The 22,162-nt window shown below is 67.8% G+C and carries 16 protein-coding genes and 1 tRNA gene; 10 read left to right on the top strand and 7 right to left on the bottom strand.

Going from position 1 to position 22,162, the window contains the following annotated elements; genetic code table 11:
- Window positions 1-96: 96 nt before the first annotated feature.
- The gene (locus ACFVH0_RS22235) at window positions 97-1,323 is read right to left on the bottom strand and encodes a pyridoxal phosphate-dependent aminotransferase (RefSeq protein WP_385822541.1); all 1,227 of its coding nucleotides are present in this window, start codon (window positions 1,321-1,323) and stop codon (window positions 97-99) included.
- A gap of 225 nt (window positions 1,324-1,548) precedes the next feature.
- On the opposite strand from ACFVH0_RS22235, the gene ACFVH0_RS22230 reads away from it, so the two are divergent.
- From ACFVH0_RS22230 to ACFVH0_RS22185, 10 genes are all read left to right on the top strand, one after another.
- Window positions 1,549-1,621 (top strand) — tRNA-Trp (locus ACFVH0_RS22230).
- A gap of 106 nt (window positions 1,622-1,727) precedes the next feature.
- Window positions 1,728-2,015 (top strand): preprotein translocase subunit SecE, encoded by a 288-nt coding sequence (gene secE, locus ACFVH0_RS22225; RefSeq protein ID WP_093540775.1) that lies wholly within the window; start codon window positions 1,728-1,730, stop codon window positions 2,013-2,015.
- A 73-nt stretch (window positions 2,016-2,088) separates the two neighbouring features.
- Complete coding sequence (gene nusG / locus ACFVH0_RS22220; RefSeq protein WP_385822539.1) at window positions 2,089-2,952, top strand: transcription termination/antitermination protein NusG; 864 nt, start codon at window positions 2,089-2,091, stop codon at window positions 2,950-2,952.
- A gap of 176 nt (window positions 2,953-3,128) precedes the next feature.
- On the top strand, window positions 3,129-3,563 hold the full coding sequence (rplK, locus tag ACFVH0_RS22215) for a 50S ribosomal protein L11 (protein ID WP_006126872.1): 435 nt from the start codon (window positions 3,129-3,131) through the stop codon (window positions 3,561-3,563).
- Between the two features lie 82 nt (window positions 3,564-3,645).
- Window positions 3,646-4,368 (top strand): 50S ribosomal protein L1, encoded by a 723-nt coding sequence (gene rplA, locus ACFVH0_RS22210; RefSeq protein ID WP_093540773.1) that lies wholly within the window; start codon window positions 3,646-3,648, stop codon window positions 4,366-4,368.
- Window positions 4,369-4,530: 162 nt separating this feature from the next.
- Window positions 4,531-5,433: a hypothetical protein gene (locus ACFVH0_RS22205; RefSeq protein ID WP_385822537.1), complete on the top strand. Its 903-nt coding sequence runs from the start codon at window positions 4,531-4,533 to the stop codon at window positions 5,431-5,433.
- Between the two features lie 274 nt (window positions 5,434-5,707).
- Window positions 5,708-6,238 (top strand): 50S ribosomal protein L10, encoded by a 531-nt coding sequence (rplJ, locus tag ACFVH0_RS22200; protein ID WP_093540771.1) that lies wholly within the window; start codon window positions 5,708-5,710, stop codon window positions 6,236-6,238.
- 111 nt (window positions 6,239-6,349) lie between these two features.
- On the top strand, window positions 6,350-6,733 hold the full coding sequence (gene rplL / locus ACFVH0_RS22195) for a 50S ribosomal protein L7/L12 (protein WP_385822535.1): 384 nt from the start codon (window positions 6,350-6,352) through the stop codon (window positions 6,731-6,733).
- 619 nt (window positions 6,734-7,352) lie between these two features.
- Window positions 7,353-10,838, top strand: coding sequence for a DNA-directed RNA polymerase subunit beta (gene rpoB, locus ACFVH0_RS22190; RefSeq protein ID WP_385822534.1), 3,486 nt, complete (start codon window positions 7,353-7,355; stop codon window positions 10,836-10,838).
- Between the two features lie 129 nt (window positions 10,839-10,967).
- The gene (locus ACFVH0_RS22185; RefSeq protein WP_385822532.1) at window positions 10,968-14,867 is read left to right on the top strand and encodes a DNA-directed RNA polymerase subunit beta'; all 3,900 of its coding nucleotides are present in this window, start codon (window positions 10,968-10,970) and stop codon (window positions 14,865-14,867) included.
- Between the two features lie 92 nt (window positions 14,868-14,959).
- Here the strand turns inward: ACFVH0_RS22185 and ACFVH0_RS22180 are convergent, their stop codons facing one another.
- From ACFVH0_RS22180 to ACFVH0_RS22155, 6 genes are all read right to left on the bottom strand, one after another.
- Window positions 14,960-15,904 (bottom strand): M48 family metalloprotease, encoded by a 945-nt coding sequence (locus tag ACFVH0_RS22180; protein ID WP_385822531.1) that lies wholly within the window; start codon window positions 15,902-15,904, stop codon window positions 14,960-14,962.
- A 123-nt stretch (window positions 15,905-16,027) separates the two neighbouring features.
- Window positions 16,028-16,537 carry a Pycsar system effector family protein gene (locus ACFVH0_RS22175; protein ID WP_385822529.1) on the bottom strand — a complete coding sequence of 170 codons (510 nt, stop codon included), beginning with the start codon at window positions 16,535-16,537 and terminating at the stop codon, window positions 16,028-16,030.
- Window positions 16,534-18,039: a hypothetical protein gene (locus tag ACFVH0_RS22170; protein ID WP_385822528.1), complete on the bottom strand. Its 1,506-nt coding sequence runs from the start codon at window positions 18,037-18,039 to the stop codon at window positions 16,534-16,536. The genes ACFVH0_RS22175 and ACFVH0_RS22170 overlap by 4 nt, the downstream gene beginning before the upstream one ends.
- A 35-nt stretch (window positions 18,040-18,074) precedes the next feature.
- On the bottom strand, window positions 18,075-20,249 hold the full coding sequence (locus tag ACFVH0_RS22165) for a hypothetical protein (protein WP_385822526.1): 2,175 nt from the start codon (window positions 20,247-20,249) through the stop codon (window positions 18,075-18,077).
- Window positions 20,246-21,028 (bottom strand): hypothetical protein, encoded by a 783-nt coding sequence (locus tag ACFVH0_RS22160; RefSeq protein ID WP_385822524.1) that lies wholly within the window; start codon window positions 21,026-21,028, stop codon window positions 20,246-20,248. Before ACFVH0_RS22160 ends, ACFVH0_RS22165 begins: the two co-directional genes overlap by 4 nt.
- 153 nt (window positions 21,029-21,181) lie before the next feature.
- Window positions 21,182-21,928, bottom strand: coding sequence for a Crp/Fnr family transcriptional regulator (locus tag ACFVH0_RS22155; protein ID WP_385822522.1), 747 nt, complete (start codon window positions 21,926-21,928; stop codon window positions 21,182-21,184).
- Between the last annotated feature and the right edge of the window lie 234 nt (window positions 21,929-22,162).

Below are 22,162 nucleotides of genomic sequence, written 5' to 3'. Positions count from 1 at the left end.
GGGTTTCCCCTTTACCCCAATCGAGGACACCCCCGACCGCCCCCCCCCCCCCGCGCCCGGGGCCGGGGGGTCGCTCGCGCGGGAACGCGGGACGTACTAGGCCTTGGCCTCGCCCAGCAGCTTCTGGAGCCGCGAGACGCCCTCTACGAGGTCGTCGTCGCCCAAGGCGTACGAGAGGCGCAGGTAGCCCGGAGTGCCGAAGGCCTCGCCCGGTACGACCGCGACCTCGGCCTCGTCCAGGATCAGCGCCGCCAGCTCGACCGAGGTGGCCGGGCGCTTGCCGCGGATCTCCTTGCCGAGCAGCTCCTTCACCGAGGGGTACGCGTAGAAGGCGCCCTCGGGCTCCGGGCACAGCACCCCGTCGATCTCGTTGAGCATCCGGACGATGGTCCGCCGGCGCCGGTCGAAGGCGGAACGCATCTCGGCGACCGCGTCCAGGCTCCCGGAGACGGCGGCCAGCGCGGCGACCTGGGCAACGTTGGAGACGTTGGACGTGGCGTGCGACTGGAGGTTGGTCGCGGCCTTGACGACGTCCTTCGGGCCGACGATCCAGCCCACCCGCCAGCCGGTCATCGCGTACGTCTTGGCGACGCCGTTGACCACGATGCACTTGTCACGCAGCTCGGGCACGATCGCGGGCAGCGAGGTGAACTTCGCGTCCCCGTAGACCAGGTGCTCGTAGATCTCGTCGGTCAGCACCCACAGGCCGTGCTCGACGGCCCAGTGGCCGATCGCCTCGGCGTCGGCCTCGCTGTACACGGCACCGGTCGGGTTCGAGGGCGAGACGAACAGGACGACCTTGGTGCGCTCGGTGCGCGCCGCCTCCAGCTGCTCGACGGAGACCCGGTATCCGGTGGTCTCGTCGGCCACGACCTCCACCGGGACACCGCCGGCCAGCCGGATCGACTCGGGGTAGGTGGTCCAGTACGGGGCGGGGACGATGACCTCGTCGCCCGGGTCGAGGATCGCGGCGAACGCCTCGTAGATGGCCTGCTTCCCGCCGTTGGTCACCAGGATCTGCGAGGCGTCGACCTCGTAGCCGGAGTCGCGCAGCGTCTTCTCCGCGATGGCGGCCTTGAGCTCCGGGAGCCCTCCTGCCGGGGTGTAGCGGTGGTACTTCGGGTTGCGGCAGGCCTCGACAGCGGCGTCGACGATGTAGCCGGGGGTCGGGAAGTCGGGCTCACCGGCACCGAAGCCGATCACCGGACGGCCGGCGGCCTTGAGGGCCTTGGCCTTGGCGTCCACGGCGAGGGTGGCGGACTCGGAGATCGCACCGATGCGGGCGGAGACCCGGCGCTCGGAGGGGGAAGTTGCAGCGCTCATGGACCCCATGGTTCCAGACCGTGATCCCTGTCGGCACAGCGGTTTCAGGGACCGGACACGACCCGGACAGCATGCGGACAACATGCGACCAGGAGCGGTCGGGAGCTATCTGTTCGACGCCGGGCCGCTGAGCACGTACACTCACCTGTCGTTGGCCTTCACCAGCCGCACCGTTCCTGCACCCGGGACATCCGGGGAGATGCGGTAGGTTGGTGGAAACCACAAAGGGTCGTAGCTCAATTGGTAGAGCACTGGTCTCCAAAACCAGCGGTTGGGGGTTCAAGTCCCTCCGGCCCTGCTACACACTCCTTCGCCAGGATGTGTGCGCATGTACGTACTTCAATGCACCGCCGTGCGGCTCCACCGGGCGCGGCACGGCCACGACCCGGAATCAGGTGAGAAGCGTGACGGACGCCGTGGGCTCCATCGACATGCCTGATGCCGAGGATGAAGTACCCGAGTCGAAGAAGAAGACCCGGAAGGGCGGCAAGCGCGGAAAGAAGGGCCCTCTGGGCCGCCTCGCGCTGTTCTACCGCCAGATCGTCGCCGAGTTGCGCAAGGTCGTCTGGCCGACTCGCAGTCAGCTGACGACATACACCACTGTGGTGATTGTCTTCGTCGTCGTCATGATCGGTCTGGTTACCGTGATTGACTTCGGATTCCAGCGGGTCATCAAGTACGTCTTCGGCTGATCCCGCGGAGGGCGCCTCATGGGCGCCCCTTTCGCATGTTCCACCCATTTGTATCCAGGAAGAAGCAGCCACCGTGTCTGACCCGAACCTGAACGACGCCGTCGAGCCGACGGCGGGCGCCTTCGAGTCCGCCGAGGACGAGCTCGACATCGTCGAGGCGGCGGACGCCGAGGAGCCGGACCAGGCCGAAGCTGCCGACGCCGCCGCAGGTGAGCCCGCCGAGCAGGCCGCCATGCACGCCGAGGACGAGGAAGAGGCCGCGGAGGCCGAGTCCGAGAGCGACGAGGACGACGAGGAAGAGGCCGAGCCGGCCGAGCCCGTCGACGCCGTCACCGCCCTGCGCGACGAGCTGCGCGGCCTTCCCGGCGAGTGGTACGTCATCCACACGTACGCCGGTTACGAGAAGCGCGTGAAGGCCAACCTGGAGCAGCGCGCCGTCTCGCTCAACGTCGAGGACTTCATCTACCAGGCCGAAGTGCCCGAGGAAGAGATCGTCCAGATCAAGAACGGCGAGCGCAAGAACGTCCGCCAGAACAAGCTCCCGGGCTACGTCCTGGTGCGTATGGACCTGACGAACGAGTCCTGGGGCGTCGTCCGCAACACCCCCGGCGTCACCGGCTTCGTGGGCAACGCCTACGACCCCTACCCGCTGACCCTGGACGAGATCGTCAAGATGCTCGCCCCGGAGGCCGAGGAGAAGGCCGCCCGCGAGGCCGCCGAGGCCGAGGGCAAGCCGGCTCCGGCCCGCAAGGTCGAGGTCCAGGTGCTCGACTTCGAGGTCGGCGACTCGGTCACCGTCACCGACGGCCCGTTCGCGACGCTGCAGGCGACGATCAACGAGATCAACGCCGACTCGAAGAAGGTCAAGGGTCTTGTCGAGATCTTCGGCCGCGAGACCCCGGTCGAGCTCAGCTTCGACCAGATCCAGAAGAACTAGCGGTTTCCCGCCAGTCTCTGGACACATGCCTACCGAGCAGGTCAGACCGGCTGCAAAGCCCGTCTGACCTGCTTGGTTTTTGGTCGCGCAGCTATACCCGTTATCGTTGTGCGGTATGCCTCCATCCGGATGACCGGAAGGCGGCGAAACACTCTCACTAGGACCCGGAGAGAGCAATGCCTCCCAAGAAGAAGAAGGTCACGGGGCTGATCAAGCTCCAGATCAACGCCGGTGCGGCCAACCCGGCCCCGCCGGTCGGCCCCGCGCTCGGCCAGCACGGCGTCAACATCATGGAGTTCTGCAAGGCCTACAACGCCGCGACCGAGTCGCAGCGTGGCATGGTCGTGCCGGTGGAGATCACGGTCTACGAGGACCGCTCCTTCACCTTCGTGACCAAGACTCCGCCGGCCGCGAAGCTGATCCTCAAGGCCGCGGGCGTGGAGAAGGGCTCCGGCGAGCCGCACAAGACCAAGGTCGCCAAGCTGACGGCTGCCCAGGTCCGTGAGATCGCCACGACGAAGCTCCCCGACCTGAACGCCAACGACCTCGACGCCGCGTCGAAGATCATCGCTGGCACCGCCCGTTCCATGGGCATCACGGTCGAAGGCTGATTCAGCCCCTCACACCCTCAGTGGTAGGGCCAAGCGCTGGCCCGCACCACGACTCCACACCCTGAAACCAACAGGAGTAGAAGTGAAGCGCAGCAAGAACCTCCGCGCTGCGGACGCCAAGGTCGACCGGTCGCGCAACTACGCACCGCTCGAGGCCGTCCGTCTCGCCAAGGACACCGCCTCCACGAAGTTCGACGGCACCGTCGAGGTCGCGTTCTGCCTGGGTGTCGACCCGCGCAAGGCCGACCAGATGGTCCGTGGCACCGTGAACCTCCCGCACGGCACCGGCAAGACCGCCCGGGTCCTGGTCTTCGCGACCGGTGACCGTGCTGCGGCCGCGGAAGCCGCTGGAGCCGACATCGTCGGCGCCGACGAGCTCATCGACGAGGTGGCGAAGGGCCGTCTGGACTTCGACGCCGTCGTCGCCACTCCGGACCTCATGGGCAAGGTCGGCCGCCTCGGCCGCGTGCTCGGTCCGCGTGGTCTGATGCCGAACCCGAAGACCGGCACCGTCACCCCCGATGTCGTGAAGGCTGTCAACGACATCAAGGGCGGCAAGATCGAGTTCCGCGTCGACAAGCACTCGAACCTGCACTTCATCATCGGCAAGACGTCGTTCGACGACACCAAGCTGGTGGAGAACTACGCAGCGGCGCTGGAGGAGATCCTCCGTCTGAAGCCGTCCGCCGCCAAGGGCCGCTACATCAAGAAGGCCACCCTGGCCACCACGATGGGCCCCGGCATCCCGCTGGACGCCAACCGCACCCGTAACCTCCTCGTCGAGGAGGACCCGGCCGCCGTCTGAGCCCCAGCGCTCGGCAGCAAGCCGCGTCACGTGTGACATTGACGGGCCCCGCAACCTTTCGAGGTGCGGGGCCCGTCCTTGTATCCGTATCGCCGGAGGCACTGTCGGACCCGTGCGTTAGCGTGAGGCCCCGACAGAGCCGAACGAGGGGTGGAAGCTGACATGAGGACCAGTACCGTGCGACGCGTGTGTCTGTCGGTGGCGGCGGCAGCGGCGCTGACGTCGGTCGCGGCCTGCAGCGGATCGGACAGCGGCAAGAGCGACAAGCAGGGCAGCGGCGTCGTCAAGGCCGACCCGATAGCCGCGCTGCTCGATGTGCAGAAGAAGACCGGTGGGGAGAACTCGGCGAAGGTCGAGGGCACCACTCAGATGGGCACCACCATGTCCATGAAGCAGACCGGCACCATCGACTGGACCGACGGTCTCACCGGCACCATGGAGATCACGTACACCGGCGGCAGCATGGCGGACGCCATGAAGCAGTCCGGCGGTACCGGCACGATGCAGGCCCGGTACTTCAAGGACGGCTACGTCGTCAACATGGGCGACGGCTTCGCGAAGCAGACCGGCGGCAAGCACTGGATCAGCTACAGCTACGCCGACCTCGCCAAGATGGCGGGCGCCTCCGGCGAGGCGATGAAGCAGCAGATGCAGAACACCACCCCCGACCAGGGTGTGAAGTCGCTGCTGGCCTCGGGCGACGTGAAGAAGGTCGGCAAGGAGGACGTGCGGGGCGTCTCCGCCACGCACTACTCCGGCACCGTCGACGTCGCCGCTCTGACCGCGAAGAACTCCGAGCTCGACGCCGACCAGCTGGAGCAGCTGAAGAAGCAGCTGAGCGACGCCGGCATCACCACGGAGACGGTCGACATCTGGGTCGACGACAACGACCTCCTGGTCAAGAAGACCGAGCGCGGCCAGATGAAGACCGGCGAGCTCAACTCCACCGTGTACTACAGCGACTACGGGTCGAAGGTCTCCGTCGAGCAGCCGCCGGCCTCGGACACGGTCGACTTCGCCGAGCTCCTGAAGCAGCAGCAGGGTGCGGGCGCGGGCGCGTCCTGAACCTCTCCCGCAGCACTGAACGGGACGGATTTGCTCGGCGCGACCCCGGTCGCGTACTCTCCTACAGAAGCCAAAGACCGCTGGTCGTTGCTGTGCTCTCGCAAGAGGGAGCAGCAACCGAAGGATCCGTTGAGTACGGGCGACCTGCGCAGGTGACTGTGGAAAGCTCCCGGATTCTTTCGGTCGAGCTACGCCCTGGCGCCTGCGCCGGGGCGTTTCGTCTTTCCCGGCCCCTTCTGAGCGGTCCTCATCACCCGGAAGGAGGCCGACGCTCATGGCAAGGCCCGACAAGGCTGCCGCGGTAGCCGAGCTCGCGGACCAGTTCCGCAGCTCGAACGCCGCTGTGCTGACCGAGTACCGGGGTCTCACCGTGGCGCAGCTCAAGACGCTGCGTCGTTCGCTCGGTGAGAACGCCCAGTACGCCGTGGTGAAGAACACGCTGACCAAGATTGCGGCCAACGAGGCCGGGATCACTTCGCTGGACGACCAGTTCACTGGTCCGACGGCGGTTGCCTTCATCACCGGTGACCCGGTGGAGTCGGCGAAGGGTCTTCGTGACTTCGCCAAGGAGAACCCGAACCTGATCATCAAGGGCGGTGTCCTTGACGGTAAGGCGCTGTCCGCCGATGAGATCAAGAAGCTTGCGGACCTCGAGTCCCGCGAGGTTCTGCTCAGCAAGCTGGCCGGTGCCTTCAAGGGCAAGCAGTCTCAGGCTGCTTCGCTCTTCCAGGCGCTGCCGTCGAAGTTCGTCCGCACCGCGGAGGCGCTTCGCGTCAAGCTCGAAGAGCAGGGCGGTGCCGAGTAACTCGGCTCGCGCAATGATCGTCGCCCACTAGGGAGACGGTCGCAGCGGGCCGAACGTACGCCCGCCTACATGTACATCCGGCACCTGCCGAATTAGTGGAAGGACGCCATCATGGCGAAGCTGTCCCAGGACGACCTGCTCGCGCAGTTCGAAGAGATGACCCTCATCGAGCTCTCCGAGTTCGTGAAGGCCTTCGAGGAGAAGTTCGACGTCACCGCCGCCGCGGCCGTCGCCGTCGCCGGTCCGGCCGGCCCGGGCGCCGTTACCGAGGCCGTCGAGGAGAAGGACGAGTTCGACGTCATCCTCACCGGCGCCGGCGAGAAGAAGATCCAGGTCATCAAGGTCGTGCGTGAGCTGACCTCGCTGGGCCTGAAGGAGGCCAAGGACCTCGTCGACGGCACCCCGAAGCCGGTCCTCGAGAAGGTCGCCAAGGAGGCCGCCGAGAAGGCTGCCGAGTCCCTCAAGGCCGCCGGCGCTTCCGTCGAGGTCAAGTGACTCAGGGAGTCTGCTGACTCCTTCTGACTGCCTGTGCCGCACGGCACGGACGTCAAAACGCGAAGGGCGATCACCCATCCGGGTGGTCGCCCTTCGGCGTACCCGAGGCGGCTGCCTTGCTCTTCCGGCGGCGACGAGTATGGTGATCTTCGCCGTTGCCTCTCAGGAGCGGCCGACCGGCGCCGGGAGGCGGTCGGGTGAGGACCTCGGGGCGTTGTCCCCGCAGGGGGGCCTTGACGAACCGCACGCGGCGCGCAATTCTCAGGACGCGTCGTCACATCGATCCGAATCCGAGGCATGGATCGTGGGCGAAGCGGGCAGTAAAGAAGAGTGCACCACGCGCAAGGGCTAGCCATAGGTGTTGAGAACAGCTGTTGAGAGCAACGTGGGTCTCTGAGAACCCCGACTGGACATCAGTGTGCCGTTTGGCTACACTGACCCTTTGCGCTGCCTGTTAGCTGCCTCCTGCCCGTCACCAGGGGCATGCCCTCGCTTGAGCACCGATGACTGATCGTCTCTGACCTGGCCTTATTCGGTCGAATCAGGAACCGACTGTCATCGTGTCCGGCTTGGGACCGGTACGCGCGTAGTGAGTCCGAGCCCTCGGAAGGACCCCCTCTTGGCCGCCTCGCGCAACGCCTCGACCGCGAATACGAACAACGGTGCCAGCACCGCCCCGCTGCGCATCTCCTTTGCAAAGATCAAGGAGCCCCTCGAGGTTCCGAACCTCCTCGCGCTGCAGACCGAGAGCTTTGACTGGCTCCTCGGCAATGCCGCATGGAAGGCTCGCGTCGAGGCTGCTCTGGACAGTGGACAGAACGTCCCGACCAAGTCCGGCCTTGAAGAGATCTTCGAGGAGATCTCGCCGATCGAGGACTTCTCCGGGTCGATGTCGCTGACTTTCCGCGACCACCGCTTCGAGCCCCCGAAGAACTCGATCGACGAGTGCAAGGAGCGCGACTTCACGTTCGCCGCCCCGCTCTTCGTCACCGCCGAGTTCACCAACAACGAGACCGGCGAGATCAAGTCCCAGACGGTCTTCATGGGCGACTTCCCGCTCATGACCAACAAGGGCACCTTCGTCATCAACGGCACCGAGCGTGTCGTCGTGTCGCAGCTGGTCCGCTCGCCGGGTGTCTACTTCGACTCCTCCATCGACAAGACGTCCGACAAGGACATCTTCTCCGCCAAGATCATCCCGTCCCGGGGTGCCTGGCTGGAGATGGAGATCGACAAGCGCGACATGGTCGGTGTCCGCATCGACCGCAAGCGCAAGCAGTCCGTCACCGTTCTCCTGAAGGCTCTCGGTTGGACGACCGAGCAGATCCTGGAGGAGTTCGGCGAGTACGAGTCGATGCGCGCCACCCTGGAGAAGGACCACACCCAGGGCCAGGACGACGCGCTGCTCGACATCTACCGCAAGCTGCGTCCGGGCGAGCCGCCCACCCGTGAGGCCGCTCAGACGCTGCTCGAGAACCTCTACTTCAACCCGAAGCGCTACGACCTCGCGAAGGTCGGCCGCTACAAGGTGAACAAGAAGCTCGGCGCCGACGAGCCGCTCGACGCCGGTGTGCTCACCAGCGACGACGTCATCGCGACGATCAAGTACCTGGTCAAGCTGCACGCCGGTGAGACCGAGACGGTCGGCGAGTCCGGTCGCTCGATCATGGTCGAGACCGATGACATCGACCACTTCGGCAACCGTCGTATCCGTAACGTCGGTGAGCTGATCCAGAACCAGGTCCGTACGGGTCTCGCCCGTATGGAGCGCGTCGTGCGCGAGCGCATGACCACTCAGGACGTCGAGGCGATCACGCCGCAGACCCTGATCAACATCCGGCCGGTCGTCGCCTCCATCAAGGAGTTCTTCGGCACCAGCCAGCTGTCCCAGTTCATGGACCAGAACAACCCGCTGTCGGGCCTGACGCACAAGCGTCGTCTCAACGCCCTCGGCCCGGGTGGTCTCTCCCGTGAGCGGGCCGGCTTCGAAGTCCGTGACGTGCACCCGTCGCACTACGGCCGCATGTGCCCGATCGAGACGCCCGAAGGCCCGAACATCGGTCTGATCGGCTCGCTGGCCTCCTACGGCCGGATCAACGCGTTCGGCTTCATCGAGACGCCGTACCGCAAGGTCGTCGACGATCAGGTCACCGACGAGGTCGACTACCTGACCGCCGACGAGGAGGACCGCTTCGTCATCGCGCAGGCCAACGCGCCGCTGACCGACGAGCTCCGGTTCGCCGAGTCCCGCGTGCTGGTCCGCCGCCGTGGCGGCGAGGTCGACTACGTGCCCGGCACGGACGTCGACTACATGGACGTCTCGCCGCGCCAGATGGTGTCCGTCGCGACCGCGATGATCCCCTTCCTGGAGCACGACGACGCCAACCGTGCCCTCATGGGCGCGAACATGATGCGTCAGGCGGTGCCGCTGATTAAGTCGGAGGCCCCGCTCGTCGGCACCGGCATGGAGTACCGCTGCGCCACCGACGCCGGTGACGTGCTCAAGGCCGAGAAGGACGGTGTGGTCCAGGAGGTCTCCGCGGACTACATCACCGTGACCAACGACGACGGCACGTACACCACGTACCGCATCGCCAAGTTCATGCGCTCCAACCAGGGCACCTCGGTCAACCAGAAGGTTGTCGTCTCCGAGGGCGACCGGGTCGTCGCCGACCAGGTCCTCGCCGACGGTCCGGCCACCGAGAACGGTGAGATGGCCCTCGGCAAGAACCTGCTCGTGGCGTTCATGCCGTGGGAGGGTCACAACTACGAGGACGCGATCATTCTGTCGCAGCGCCTCGTGCAGGACGACGTCCTCTCCTCGATCCACATCGAGGAGCACGAGGTCGACGCCCGTGACACCAAGCTCGGCCCGGAGGAGATCACCCGGGACATCCCGAACGTCTCCGAGGAGGTCCTCGCCGACCTCGACGAGCGCGGCATCATCCGTATCGGTGCCGAGGTCGTCGCCGGCGACATCCTCGTCGGCAAGGTCACGCCCAAGGGTGAGACCGAGCTGACCCCCGAGGAGCGCCTGCTCCGCGCGATCTTCGGCGAGAAGGCGCGCGAGGTGCGCGACACCTCGCTGAAGGTGCCGCACGGTGAGATCGGCAAGGTCATCGGCGTCCGCGTCTTCGACCGCGAAGAGGGCGACGAGCTGCCGCCGGGCGTGAACCAGCTGGTCCGCGTCTACGTCGCGCAGAAGCGCAAGATCACCGACGGTGACAAGCTCGCCGGCCGTCACGGCAACAAGGGCGTCATCTCGAAGATCCTGCCGATCGAGGACATGCCGTTCCTGGAGGACGGCACCCCGGTCGACATCATCCTCAACCCGCTGGGTGTCCCGTCCCGAATGAACCCGGGACAGGTCCTGGAGATCCACCTCGGCTGGCTCGCCAGCCGCGGCTGGGACGTCTCCGGCCTCGGTGACGAGTGGGCCAAGCGCCTGCAGGCCATCGGCGCCGACCAGGTCGCCCCCGGCACCAACGTCGCCACCCCCGTCTTCGACGGTGCGCGCGAGGACGAGATCTCCGGTCTCTTCGAGGCCACGATCCCGAACCGCGACGGTGACCGCCTGGTGCAGCCCTCCGGCAAGGCCAAGCTGTTCGACGGCCGCTCCGGCGAGCCGTTCCCGGACCCGGTCTCGGTCGGCTACATGTACATCCTCAAGCTGCACCACCTCGTCGACGACAAGCTGCACGCTCGTTCGACGGGTCCGTACTCCATGATCACCCAGCAGCCGCTGGGTGGTAAGGCTCAGTTCGGTGGTCAGCGATTCGGTGAGATGGAGGTGTGGGCCCTTGAGGCTTACGGCGCCGCATACGCCCTCCAGGAGCTCCTGACGATCAAGTCCGACGACGTGACCGGCCGCGTGAAGGTCTACGAGGCCATCGTCAAGGGCGAGAACATCCCCGAGCCCGGCATCCCCGAGTCCTTCAAGGTGCTCATCAAGGAAATGCAGTCGCTCTGCCTCAACGTGGAGGTGCTGTCCTCGGACGGCATGTCCATCGAGATGCGCGACACGGACGAGGACGTCTTCCGCGCGGCGGAGGAGCTCGGTATCGACCTGTCCCGGCGCGAGCCGAGCAGCGTCGAAGAGGTCTGACGGGTTGGCCGGCCGGATCCCAGTGATCCGGCCGGCTCTCCCCGGACCCGTTCAGACCATTGCTGAAGTGCCCCGATTTCTCGCCTGACGCGAGGGGGCTCGAACCCCCGAAAGAGGGATTGACGACAAGTGCTCGACGTCAACTTCTTCGACGAGCTGCGGATCGGCCTTGCCACCGCGGACGACATCCGGACCTGGTCCCACGGCGAAGTGAAGAAGCCGGAGACCATCAACTACCGCACGCTCAAGCCCGAAAAGGACGGACTCTTCTGCGAGAAGATCTTCGGTCCGACCCGGGACTGGGAGTGCTACTGCGGCAAGTACAAGCGTGTCCGCTTCAAGGGCATCATCTGTGAGCGCTGTGGCGTCGAGGTCACGCGCGCCAAGGTGCGCCGTGAGCGCATGGGTCACATCGAGCTTGCCGCTCCCGTCACCCACATCTGGTACTTCAAGGGCGTCCCGTCGCGCCTGGGCTACCTCCTCGACCTCGCGCCGAAGGACCTTGAGAAGGTCATCTACTTCGCCGCGTACATGATCACGTTCGTGGACGAGGAGCGCCGTACGCGCGACCTGCCGTCGCTGGAGGCGCACGTCTCCGTCGAGCGTCAGCAGATCGAGAACCGCCGCGACGCCGACCTGGAAGCCCGCGCCAAGAAGCTCGAAACCGACCTGGCCGAGCTGGAGGCCGAGGGCGCCAAGGCCGACGTGCGCCGCAAGGTGCGCGAAGGTGCCGAGCGCGAGATGAAGCAGCTGCGCGACCGTGCGCAGCGCGAGATCGACCGTCTCGACGAGGTGTGGAGCCGCTTCAAGAACCTCAAGGTCCAGGACCTGGAGGGCGACGAGCTGCTCTACCGCGAGCTGCGTGACCGCTTCGGCACGTACTTCGACGGCTGCATGGGCGCCGCCGCCCTGCAGAAGCGCCTGGAGTCCTTCGACCTCGACGAGGAGGCCGAGCGCCTCCGCGAGATCATCCGTACCGGCAAGGGCCAGAAGAAGACCCGTGCGCTCAAGCGCCTCAAGGTCGTCTCCGCGTTCCTGCAGACCAGCAACAAGCCCAAGGGCATGGTGCTCGACTGCGTGCCGGTCATCCCGCCGGACCTGCGTCCGATGGTGCAGCTGGACGGTGGCCGCTTCGCGACCTCCGACCTGAACGACCTGTACCGCCGTGTGATCAACCGCAACAACCGCCTCAAGCGTCTCCTTGACCTCGGTGCCCCCGAGATCATCGTGAACAACGAGAAGCGGATGCTGCAGGAGGCCGTCGACGCGCTGTTCGACAACGGCCGCCGCGGTCGCCCGGTCACCGGTCCCGGCAACCGCCCGCTCAAGTCCCTCAGCGACATGCTGAAGGGCAAGCAGGGTCGATTCCGTCAGAACCTTCTCGGTAAGCGTGTGGACTACTCCGCGCGTTCCGTGATCGTCGTCGGCCCGCAGCTCAAGCTGCACCAGTGCGGTCTGCCGAAGGCCATGGCGCTGGAGCTCTTCAAGCCGTTCGTGATGAAGCGCCTGGTCGACCTGAACCACGCGCAGAACATCAAGTCGGCCAAGCGCATGGTCGAGCGTGGCCGCACCGTGGTGTACGACGTCCTCGAAGAGGTCATCGCCGAGCACCCGGTGCTGCTGAACCGTGCACCCACCCTGCACCGACTCGGCATCCAGGCCTTCGAGCCTCAGCTGGTCGAGGGCAAGGCCATCCAGATCCACCCGCTCGTCTGCACCGCGTTCAACGCGGACTTCGACGGTGACCAGATGGCCGTCCACCTGCCGCTCTCCGCGGAGGCGCAGGCCGAGGCCCGCATCCTGATGCTGTCCTCGAACAACATCCTGAAGCCGGCCGACGGTCGTCCCGTCACCATGCCGACCCAGGACATGGTGCTGGGCCTGTTCTTCCTCACCACGGACGAGGAGGAGCGCAAGGTCATCGGCCAGGGCCGTTCCTTCGGCTCCACGGCCGAGGCGATCATGGCCTTCGACGCCCGCGAGCTGTCGCTCCAGGCGAAGGTCGACATCCGCTTCCCGGTGGGCACCATCCCGCCGCGCGGCTGGGTGCCGCCGGTCGCCGAGGAAGGCGAGCAGGAGTACCAGCAGGGCGACACGTTCCGGCTGCGTACGTCCCTGGGCCGCGCGCTCTTCAACGAGCTGCTGCCCGAGGACTACCCGTTCGTCGACTACTCGGTCGGCAAGAAGCAGCTCTCCGAGATCGTCAACGACCTCGCCGAGCGCTACCCCAAGGTCATCGTGGCGGCGACGCTCGACAACCTGAAGGCGGCGGGCTTCCACTGGGCGACCCGTTCCGGTGTCACCGTGGCCATCTCCGACGTCGTGGTCCCCGAGGCCAAGAAGGCGATCGTCGCCGGCTACGAGGCGCAGGACGAGAAGGTCCAGAAGCAGTACGAGCGCGGTCTGATCACCAAGGACGAGCGCACGCAGGAGCTCATCGCGATCTGGACCAAGGCGACCAACGAGGTTGCCGAGGCGATGAACGCGAACTTCCCCAAGACGAACCCCATCTTCATGATGGTTGACTCGGGTGCCCGAGGAAACATGATGCAGATGCGTCAGATCGCCGGTATGCGTGGTCTGGTGTCCAACGCCAAGAACGAGACGATCCCGCGTCCCATCAAGGCGTCCTTCCGTGAGGGCCTCACCGTTCTGGAGTACTTCATCTCCACGCACGGTGCCCGTAAGGGTCTGGCGGACACCGCCCTGCGTACCGCCGACTCGGGTTACCTGACCCGTCGTCTGGTGGACGTCTCGCAGGACGTGATCATTCGCGAGGAGGACTGCGGCACCGACCGCGGCCTCAAGCTGAAGATCGCCGTCAAGGGTGCGGACGGTGTGCTCCGCAAGACGGAGGACGTCGAGACCTCGGTCTACGCCCGCATGCTCGCCGAGGACGTCGTCGTCGACGGCAAGGTCATCGCGCCTGCCAACGTCGACCTCGGTGACGTCCTGATCGACGCCCTGGTGGGCGCCGGCGTCGAGGAGGTCAAGACCCGCTCGGTCCTGACCTGTGAGTCCGCGGTCGGCACCTGTGCCTTCTGCTACGGGCGCTCGCTCGCCACCGGCAAGCTGGTCGACATCGGTGAGGCGGTCGGCATCATCGCCGCCCAGTCCATCGGTGAGCCCGGTACCCAGCTGACGATGCGTACCTTCCACACCGGTGGTGTGGCCGGTGACGACATCACCCAGGGTCTGCCCCGTGTCGTCGAGCTCTTCGAAGCCCGTACGCCCAAGGGTGTCGCCCCGATCTCGGAGTCCGCGGGCCGGGTCCGGATCGAGGAGACCGAGAAGACCAAGAAGATCGTGGTCACGCCGGACGACGGCAGCGACGAGATCCCCTTCCCGATCTCGAAGCGTGCCCGTCTGCTGGTGGGCGAGGGCGACCACGTCGAGGTGGGCCAGAAGCTCACCGTGGGTGCCACCAACCCGCACGACGTGCTGCGGATCCTCGGTCAGCGCGCGGTCCAGGTCCACCTGGTCGGCGAGGTCCAGAAGGTCTACAACTCGCAGGGTGTGTCGATCCACGACAAGCACATCGAGATCATCATCCGGCAGATGCTGCGCCGGGTGACGATCATCGAGTCCGGCGACGCGGAGCTGCTGCCGGGCGAGCTCGTCGAGCGCTCGAAGTTCGAGACCGAGAACCGTCGTGTGGTCACCGAGGGCGGTCACCCCGCCTCCGGCCGTCCGCAGCTGATGGGTATCACCAAGGCCTCGCTGGCGACGGAATCCTGGCTGTCGGCCGCCTCCTTCCAGGAGACGACCCGAGTCCTGACGGATGCGGCGATCAACGCCAAGTCCGACAGCCTCATCGGCCTCAAGGAGAACGTCATCATCGGTAAGCTCATCCCGGCCGGTACGGGCCTGTCCCGCTACCGCAACATCCGGGTCGAGCCGACCGAGGAGGCCAAGGCCGCGATGTACTCGGCCGTCGGCTACGACGACATCGACTACTCGCCGTTCGGCACGGGCTCCGGCCAGGCCGTTCCGCTGGAGGACTACGACTACGGTCCGTACAACCAGTAAGCGAGTCGCTTGACCGACCGGAGGGCGGTCACCCCGTTTCGTACGGGGTGGCCGCCCTCCGGCGTTTTCCGGTGTGCGGGGGCGGGGCGCGGCTACAGGTAGTGCCGCAGGTGGTGCAGCCGGGTCGGGTAATCGGGGTGGGCGGAGAGCAGCCGGGCAGGTGTCGAAGCGCGCTCCGCCCGCTCTTCCGCGGCGGCGAGCGTCATCTGCCGCGCCCGGGTCTCGCCCGTGTGCATCATCTCCAGCACCTCGGCCAGTTCCGGCGCGAATCCGAGTGCGGCGGCGTGGCGGTCGGCCCGCAGTTCGGCACGGCGTCCCACCGCTGCCGACAGATACGGGAGCACCAGAAGCAACGGAAACCCGTACAGAAAGGCGGCCGCGGTGGAGGCGAGCCCGCCGATCGCAAGGAGCAGGACGCCGACGGCCAGGTAGACGGCACACCGGGCAGGCGTGACGACGGAGCGGGCCATCGCGCCCAGGGCGCGCCGGAGAGCCCGGCCCGGCAGCCCGTACCACTGGCTCAGCAGCGACGACCACGCATGACCGCCGGTGTGGTGACCCAGTTCATGGGCGAGTACGGCGGCCAGTTGGCCGCTCGGCAGCTGCTCCAGTGCGAACCGGGTGACCCCCACGATGTGGCCCGCGGCGGCGTACGCGTTGAGGTCGTCGCTCTCCTCGACCCAGAGCTGATACGGCGCTCCGTCGATCCCGGCGATGGCCGTCACCTCCCGCCAGACCGGCTCCAGCCGGGCGGCCTCCTGGGGCATCGGGCGGCGGAGCCCGAGCAGGTAGCGGGCGAGGAGATCCTCCGTGGGCCGGTGGAAGACCAGGGCGCCGGACGCAAGCCAGAGCACGGCCGGTATCCAGAACGGCAAGCCGAGGCAGGCGTCCAGGATCGTGCTCACGAGCAGCACCACGAGCGCGCTCGTCAGGAAGGCGGGCAGGGCCAGCGCCAGTTGTCCGAGTGCGGTGATGTCGACACTCCGCTGGCGCGCCGTGTAGTACACACGTCGGCCCGGCCCGTGCTCGTAGACCAAGTCATCAGGTGGGTGTGGTGCCGCGGCGTTCAGGTGTGGGCCCGGGGGCTGAACGGGCCCGTCGCCCGGGTCCTGGGGGTGAGCCGGCGGTGGAGTCATGATCATCCTTTGGCAGGAGGAGTGTCAGCCGAGGAGCAGCGAGGCGGGGAGCAGGAAGGTGCCGATGGAGTAGGCGAGAACCCCCGCACGTATCCACTGGTGTTTGCAGACGGCGATCCGGCTGGTTTCGGTCAGGGCCGTGACGAGTGCCGTGGTCCGGGCGCTCTCGGTGGCGTCGAGCGCTTCCGGTAATTGGTTCTGCCGGGCGGCGCGCCGGATGTCCCCGAAGTAGGTGAGCGGGGCCCCGGGAACCCAGGTACTGCCGCGGTAGCGCGGGAGTACGGCCATCAGCATGGAGAGCAGCGCGGTCGCCAGCCCGCCGGTGCCTGTCCACCACAGGGCCGTGCCGGAGGCGGAGAGCGCGCTCGGTCGCCACTCGCTGCCCGCCAGCCAGCCGCTGATCACGCCTGCGGTCATGCCGAGCGCGGCGACCAGTACGGACGCCTTGCTGTCGGCCCGTGCGATCTCGGACCGCAGATCGAGGAGGAGCCGCGTCCCGGCATCGGTGTTCCGGACCGGTGATCCGTCCGTCATGTGACGTGGTCCTCCTGGCCCGGCGCTCCTGCCACGTCCGTGGCCCGGGGCGTGTCCGATGTGCTCGGCGGATTCGCAGCCTCGGCCACGTCGGTCGTCCCGTCCCGGTCAGCTGTTCCGATGGCCTCCGCCGCCGTGTCCGCGCACACGTCCTTCGCACCGGCCGACGGCGTGGCGGCGCCCGCCGGTCTCAGAGGCGAGTTGCCATAGCCAGGCGGCGGCTGCCAGCCCTGGAAGGGAATCGACGGAGCGGCCGTCTCCGGATCCGCCCCGCGGACGGGCGTCCCGCCGAGCCGGTGCTCCCGCACGCCGTCGGCCGGATCGAAGCCCGGCCGGGACGTGCCCCGGACGACCGCTTCCGGTACCGCTCTCGACGCGTCCTGCGGCATCGACACGGTCAGCCGGCCTTCGGCCGTGCTCTGCGCGGTGACCCCGGGAAGGTGCTGGTTCAGTACGTCGATCAATGCCTGGAGGGCCCTCTTCTTCGGCGCCTCCAGTTCGTGGTTCTCCGCGCTGTCGCCCTTCAGCAGCTCGCCCGCCAGCTCCATCTGCGCCTTGATCATGTGCAGTTGGTCCTGGCGCAGGCTGGCCACCACGGTCTTGGTGTCTTCGGGATGGTCGGCCAGGTGCAGCGCCCAGGCCCGGACCCCGCCCTGTTCCAAGTGCTTTTCGTAGAAGGAGATCTTCTCCGCGTTCACCTGCTGCAGCTCCATCTGGCGGCGGGCCCGGTCGACCGCCTCCGTGTGCTGCCGCTTCTGCTGTTGCAGCCTCAGCTCGTGCTGAAGCTCCTCGAATTCGGTCGCGCGGCCCCACTGCAGCGCGTCCTGCTCCCTGACGCGCCGGTCGATCGCGGCATCGTGCTCCCGGCCGCGTCGCTCGGTGTGGACCTGCTCGGTGGCCGCATGGTCGATGGCCCTCATGCGCCGCACATGGTCGATGACCCCCTGATCCCCGCTCAGCCGTACGGTCCAGGTCACCGCGAGTCCCGCCCGGGTGCCGAGTGCGCCCTGTGCGCGCACTTCCCTCAGCAGTGCTTCTTCGGCCTCCGCGCTCCGGGAGGCGGGGTAGCGGCGGGTGACGGACCGGGCCGACTGCTCCAGTTCGCCGATCAGCAGCCGTGGTACGTCACGGTGCCGGCTCGCCACGAACAGCGCGGGATCGACGACCTGCCACGACAGCTCGACGACCACTGCGAACTCGAAGGCGTCGTCGTCGCTCGGCAGGCCGATCACCTCGCGCACGGGATGGACACCCATGTCGACCTCGTACACCGAGGTGTATCGCTTCGCGGCGGCTCCGGCCCGGGTGGGGCGGAGCGGCGGGAGGTAGGTGTCGTACGAGCCGTCCGGGGCCGAGAAGACCAGGGCGTGGTCGATGCGGGTGAGCGGGCGGCGGGCGAATCCGAACCGGGACAGCTGCCGGACCGTGACCACCGGGTCGGTCAACCGCGTTGCGCGGTCGGCCCGTTGGTCCCAGTCGGGTGCTCGGCGGAATTCGGGCATGGGCACTCTCCTGTTGCTGTGTGTGGGATCGCAGGTCAGGGATGAGGCAGGACGGCCAGTAGCCGGCCTGCCACGGGCGGTGGATCGGTGCCGTCCTCGCCGGGCATCGTCCGCAGGAGATGGCTCAGCCGCCGGTGCTCCGACGACGTGGTGGCGAGCGAGGGCAGCAGGGCGGCGAGCGCCCATTCCGTGCCGGGGTCGTGTTCCGCCGACAGCACCCAGCGGCGCAGTACGTCCAGGGCGTCCCGGGTGTGGCCGCGGCTTCCCAGAGCGGTGCGCCACAGTTCGACGATGGCGGTGGCGGCCGGTGTCCGTGCCTCCGACGCCCGTGCGTACCAGGACAGAACCCGCGGCTGTCCGTGGCGTTCGTCCTGCTCGCTCCGACGGCAGGCGCTGATGAAGCCACCGAGTGCGAGTTCGGTCGCCGGACGGTCGTCGTGCAGCGTCTTGAGCAGCCCCGCGAGCACGTCGTCGCCCGCTGATGACAGCAGCAACAGTTCCACCGACTCGGCCAGTTGCCCCGAGAGATCCGCGTCGGGCTCCGGCTGCCCTGCCTGGTGCCGGGCTGCCGCGCGAAGCGCCGCCAGGGTCTCGAAGGGGCGTTCCGGCCCGATCAGTCCATGGGCGCGGATGGCCACCCAGCGCAGCGGCGACTTGTCGCTCTCGCACCAGGCGTCGAGGATGCGCGGCACGTTGGGAGTGCCCAGCACGTGGGTGAGCGTGAGCGCGTTGACGGCGACGAGGCGGTGCCGGTAGAGGTGCGAGGAGGCCCACGGCTCGATGACCAGTGCCATGGCGGACGGCAGATCGGTATGGGCGAGCACGGCGACGGTGGAGGCGGCGCGGGTCCGTACGAACGGCCGTCCATCCCCGGCCAGCCGCTGCAGCCAGTGCACGAGTGCGGGCCGTGCCGAGGGGTGCCCGGTCCATATCTCGCGCAGCAGAACGAGTGGGGCCCGCTCGTCCAGGTAGGCGGCCTTCACCTGTCGGACCGGACCCCACTCGGTGGGCTCCTCGGCCTCGAACCGCCGGGCACGGGCGAGCTGGAGCCGCTTGCCGATGTGTGTGCCGAAGACCGGGACGGTGGCGGACCGCATCCCGCTCTCGATTTCGTGGAGGAAGACGTAGAGCAGATCGCTCAGCTCCGCTGTCAGGGCGTACGGGCCCTCGTCGAAGGCGGCCAGGGCGACGAGGAACGCCTTGTCCCGCAGGTGCAGTACCGTCCCGTCGTCCTCGAACCACTCCTGGACCTGGTTCTCCAACGCGACCAGGGAGAAGGCTCCGAGCTTCGCGGCATCGGTCTCCCCGGTCTCGTACCTCGCCAGGAGCCGGGCGAACTCGGCGGCCTCGCGCGGCTGATGGCTGCGTTCGAGGAACGCGGTCACGGCGGGCAGGGCCAGCAGCTCCGACACGCGGCCCTCGCCCACCAGCACCCCCAGGTGCGCGGCGAGGACATCACCCGGCGGGGGAGCCTGCCAGCTCACCACCGCTACGTCCTCCAGCAGGGCCGTCGGCCCCACGGTGATCACCAGATACGCGTCCTCGCTCAGCTCCTTGCGGGCGGCCAGCAGATCCGCCTCCCGCAGTGGCCGGCCCGGCTCGGTGATCAGATCGCACAGGACATGGCCGGTGGGCCGGCCGTCGCGCGTCTCGCCGCCACCGAGACCGGCCGTGAGCTGCCCGGGGGTGGTGTCCCGGCCGATCGCCTGGACCGGATCTGCGCTCAGCCGGTGCAGCAGCATGAGTGCGGCGGTCCGCCGACCCGCGAAGTACGGGCCCGAGACCACCAGGACATGCTCCTCGCGCAGCCGGTCGACCAACTCCTCGAAGTCCGCGCACGCGGGCACGAAACACGCCGACAGCTCCTCCAGGGTGGACTGCGAGATCTCGCCCGAGGTGTGGAGTGAGGAGGACGCGCCGAACTGGTAGATGATCTCGGTCCTGTCGAGCAGGATGTCCCCGTAGAAGGTGCCGCCGCCGATGCCGTGGTTGGTCCCGCCGAAGACGCCCCCGCCGACCTGGGCTCCGTCCCCGAATCCGATGGTCCGCGGGGTGTGGTTCTCCAGGTCCCGCCGGGCCGCCCAGGCGGGCTGCGGCTGGTCGGTCTCCTCGGCCGCCTCACCGTCGGCCTGGCGGCCGTCCGGCGCCTCGGAGGACTGATCCCCGCCCGCCGGGGGCTGGGAGCCGTGCGGCTGTTCCTCGGCGCTCAACGGCTCTCCCCCCGGCCTCCGCCGCCGAGGTGGATGTCCCCGGAGAAGGTGCCCCCGCCGATGCCGTGGTTGGTCCCGCCGAAGACACCTCCGTTGACCGTGGCACCGCCGAAGTCGAAGGCCCGGGCCGGTTGCTGCGGCGTGGCCGGGGCGATGCCGGAGGCCGAGGGGGCGTCAGCCTTCCCGCTCGCGGGGTGCGGACGCTCACTCGGAAGCGGGCCGTGCAGCCACGCGGCGAGCGGACCGTTCTTGCTGTCCACCGTGAGGGAGCGGAACTCCTCGGCCGGTACGCCGGTGTGGCTGTGCCGCACGACGCCCCGATAGACCGGATCGGACACGCACAGCGCGAAGTCGTCCGGGCGTTCCCGCAGTGCCGTCCTCAGCAACTCCGCGTCCAGCAGCCTGCACGCGTGGTTCAGATCGCTGCCGACCCATCCGTCGAGCCCATCCACGGCGACGTACCCCGAAGCGACCACTCCACGAAGCCGCATCTGAGCCGAGGCGGAGGCACGCCGGTTCTGGCTGCGCAACTGGGCCGGCACCTCGGTCAGCAGCGCCCGCAGCAGGGCGATCACCGAGCAGTTGGCGTCGATCAGCTCCATCACGGAGTCGCCGCGGTCCGCCCGCCTGCGCCGGGTCTCGTCGATCCCGGCGGCGAGCAGTGCCCGGTCGGTGAGGTCGTAGAGCATGCGGCGCAGATACGCCTGCTCGACATCGTCCCGCTCGCTGTACTTCTCGATGTCGAGCAGCAGGATCGTGCTGTTCACGGGATCGTTCATGGGGTGCCTCTCGCTCGGGTCTCCGTGGGCCGAAGGCACGAGCGTGAGGCTGATGGGACTGTGGTGGTGAGGGCGGATGACTCACTTCGAGTGTGACCGTGTGCACAGAGTCATCTGCGACCGCGTTCCCTCCGCGGAGCGCACGGAGCCTCTCTACGGAGAGAACGGGGCTTCGTGGCGGACGACCGGTCGGGCGGAGTCCTGCGCCCGCGCGATCCGGCGGAGCGCGTCCGGCCGCACGATCACCATCGCCCGCCGCCCCGTCAGCACGATGCCCCGTTCACGCAGGTCCTTCAGCAGCCGCTGGACCATTTCCCTGGAGGCACCGACCGCCCCGGCCAGTTCCTGTTTGCTGAGCGGTATGTCGAGTTCGATGCCTTCGTCCGTACGGCAGCCGTGGGTGTGTGCCAGATCCAGCAGCAGAACGGCGAAGCGCTCCCGTACTGTCATCGCCGCGAACTCCAGGCTGCGCCGGTCCGCAGCGCGCGTACGGTCGGCGGTCAACGCCAGGAGCGTGAGCGAGACCCTGGCGGAGCCCGCCACGAACGCGCGGAACTTCTCGTGCGCCACGACCACGGCCCGCACGGGGGAGAGCGCGGTCACCGTCGCCGAGCGTGGCCGGCCGGTCAACGCGGCCGATTCGCCCACGATGTCGCCGGGGCCGCGCAGCGCATGCAACGCCTCGTAACCGTTCGGCGCGGATGTGGTGACCTTCGTCCAGCCGTTGACGATCAGCAGAACGTACGCGGACGGCTCGTCCTGCCTGAGCAGAGGGGCCCGGGAGGCGAAACTCAGCTCGCGGCCCAGTCCGAGCAGGGACACCCGGTCCTCGCGCTCCAGCCGGGCCAGGAAGGGCACCCGGTCGTCGAGCCCCTCGCCATCGGGTACGTACGCCGCCATCCCGCCCCCCCCCGATCGTCCACCGCGCGGTTCAATGTACTGAGAACGCGTATTACCGGACCGACAAGGTTGTTTTCCTGCCGCGCGTCCGTGGACGGCTGTCTCGATTCCGTTGGCCGTGAGCTGCGGAAGTCCGGCGCGTCGCGGCGGACAGCATTTGTTTTGACCCAGGTCCGTGAGGTAGGTACGCTCAGACCTTGTGCCTGGGGTGTGCCTGGGCTCGTGTGCGTGTCC

This window comes from Streptomyces sp. NPDC127117, from assembly GCF_042677325.1.
In the GTDB taxonomy this organism is placed as follows: domain Bacteria; phylum Actinomycetota; class Actinomycetes; order Streptomycetales; family Streptomycetaceae; genus Streptomyces.
Note: the sequence above shows the minus strand (reverse complement) of the source record. Positions and strands in the feature narration are given on the sequence as shown.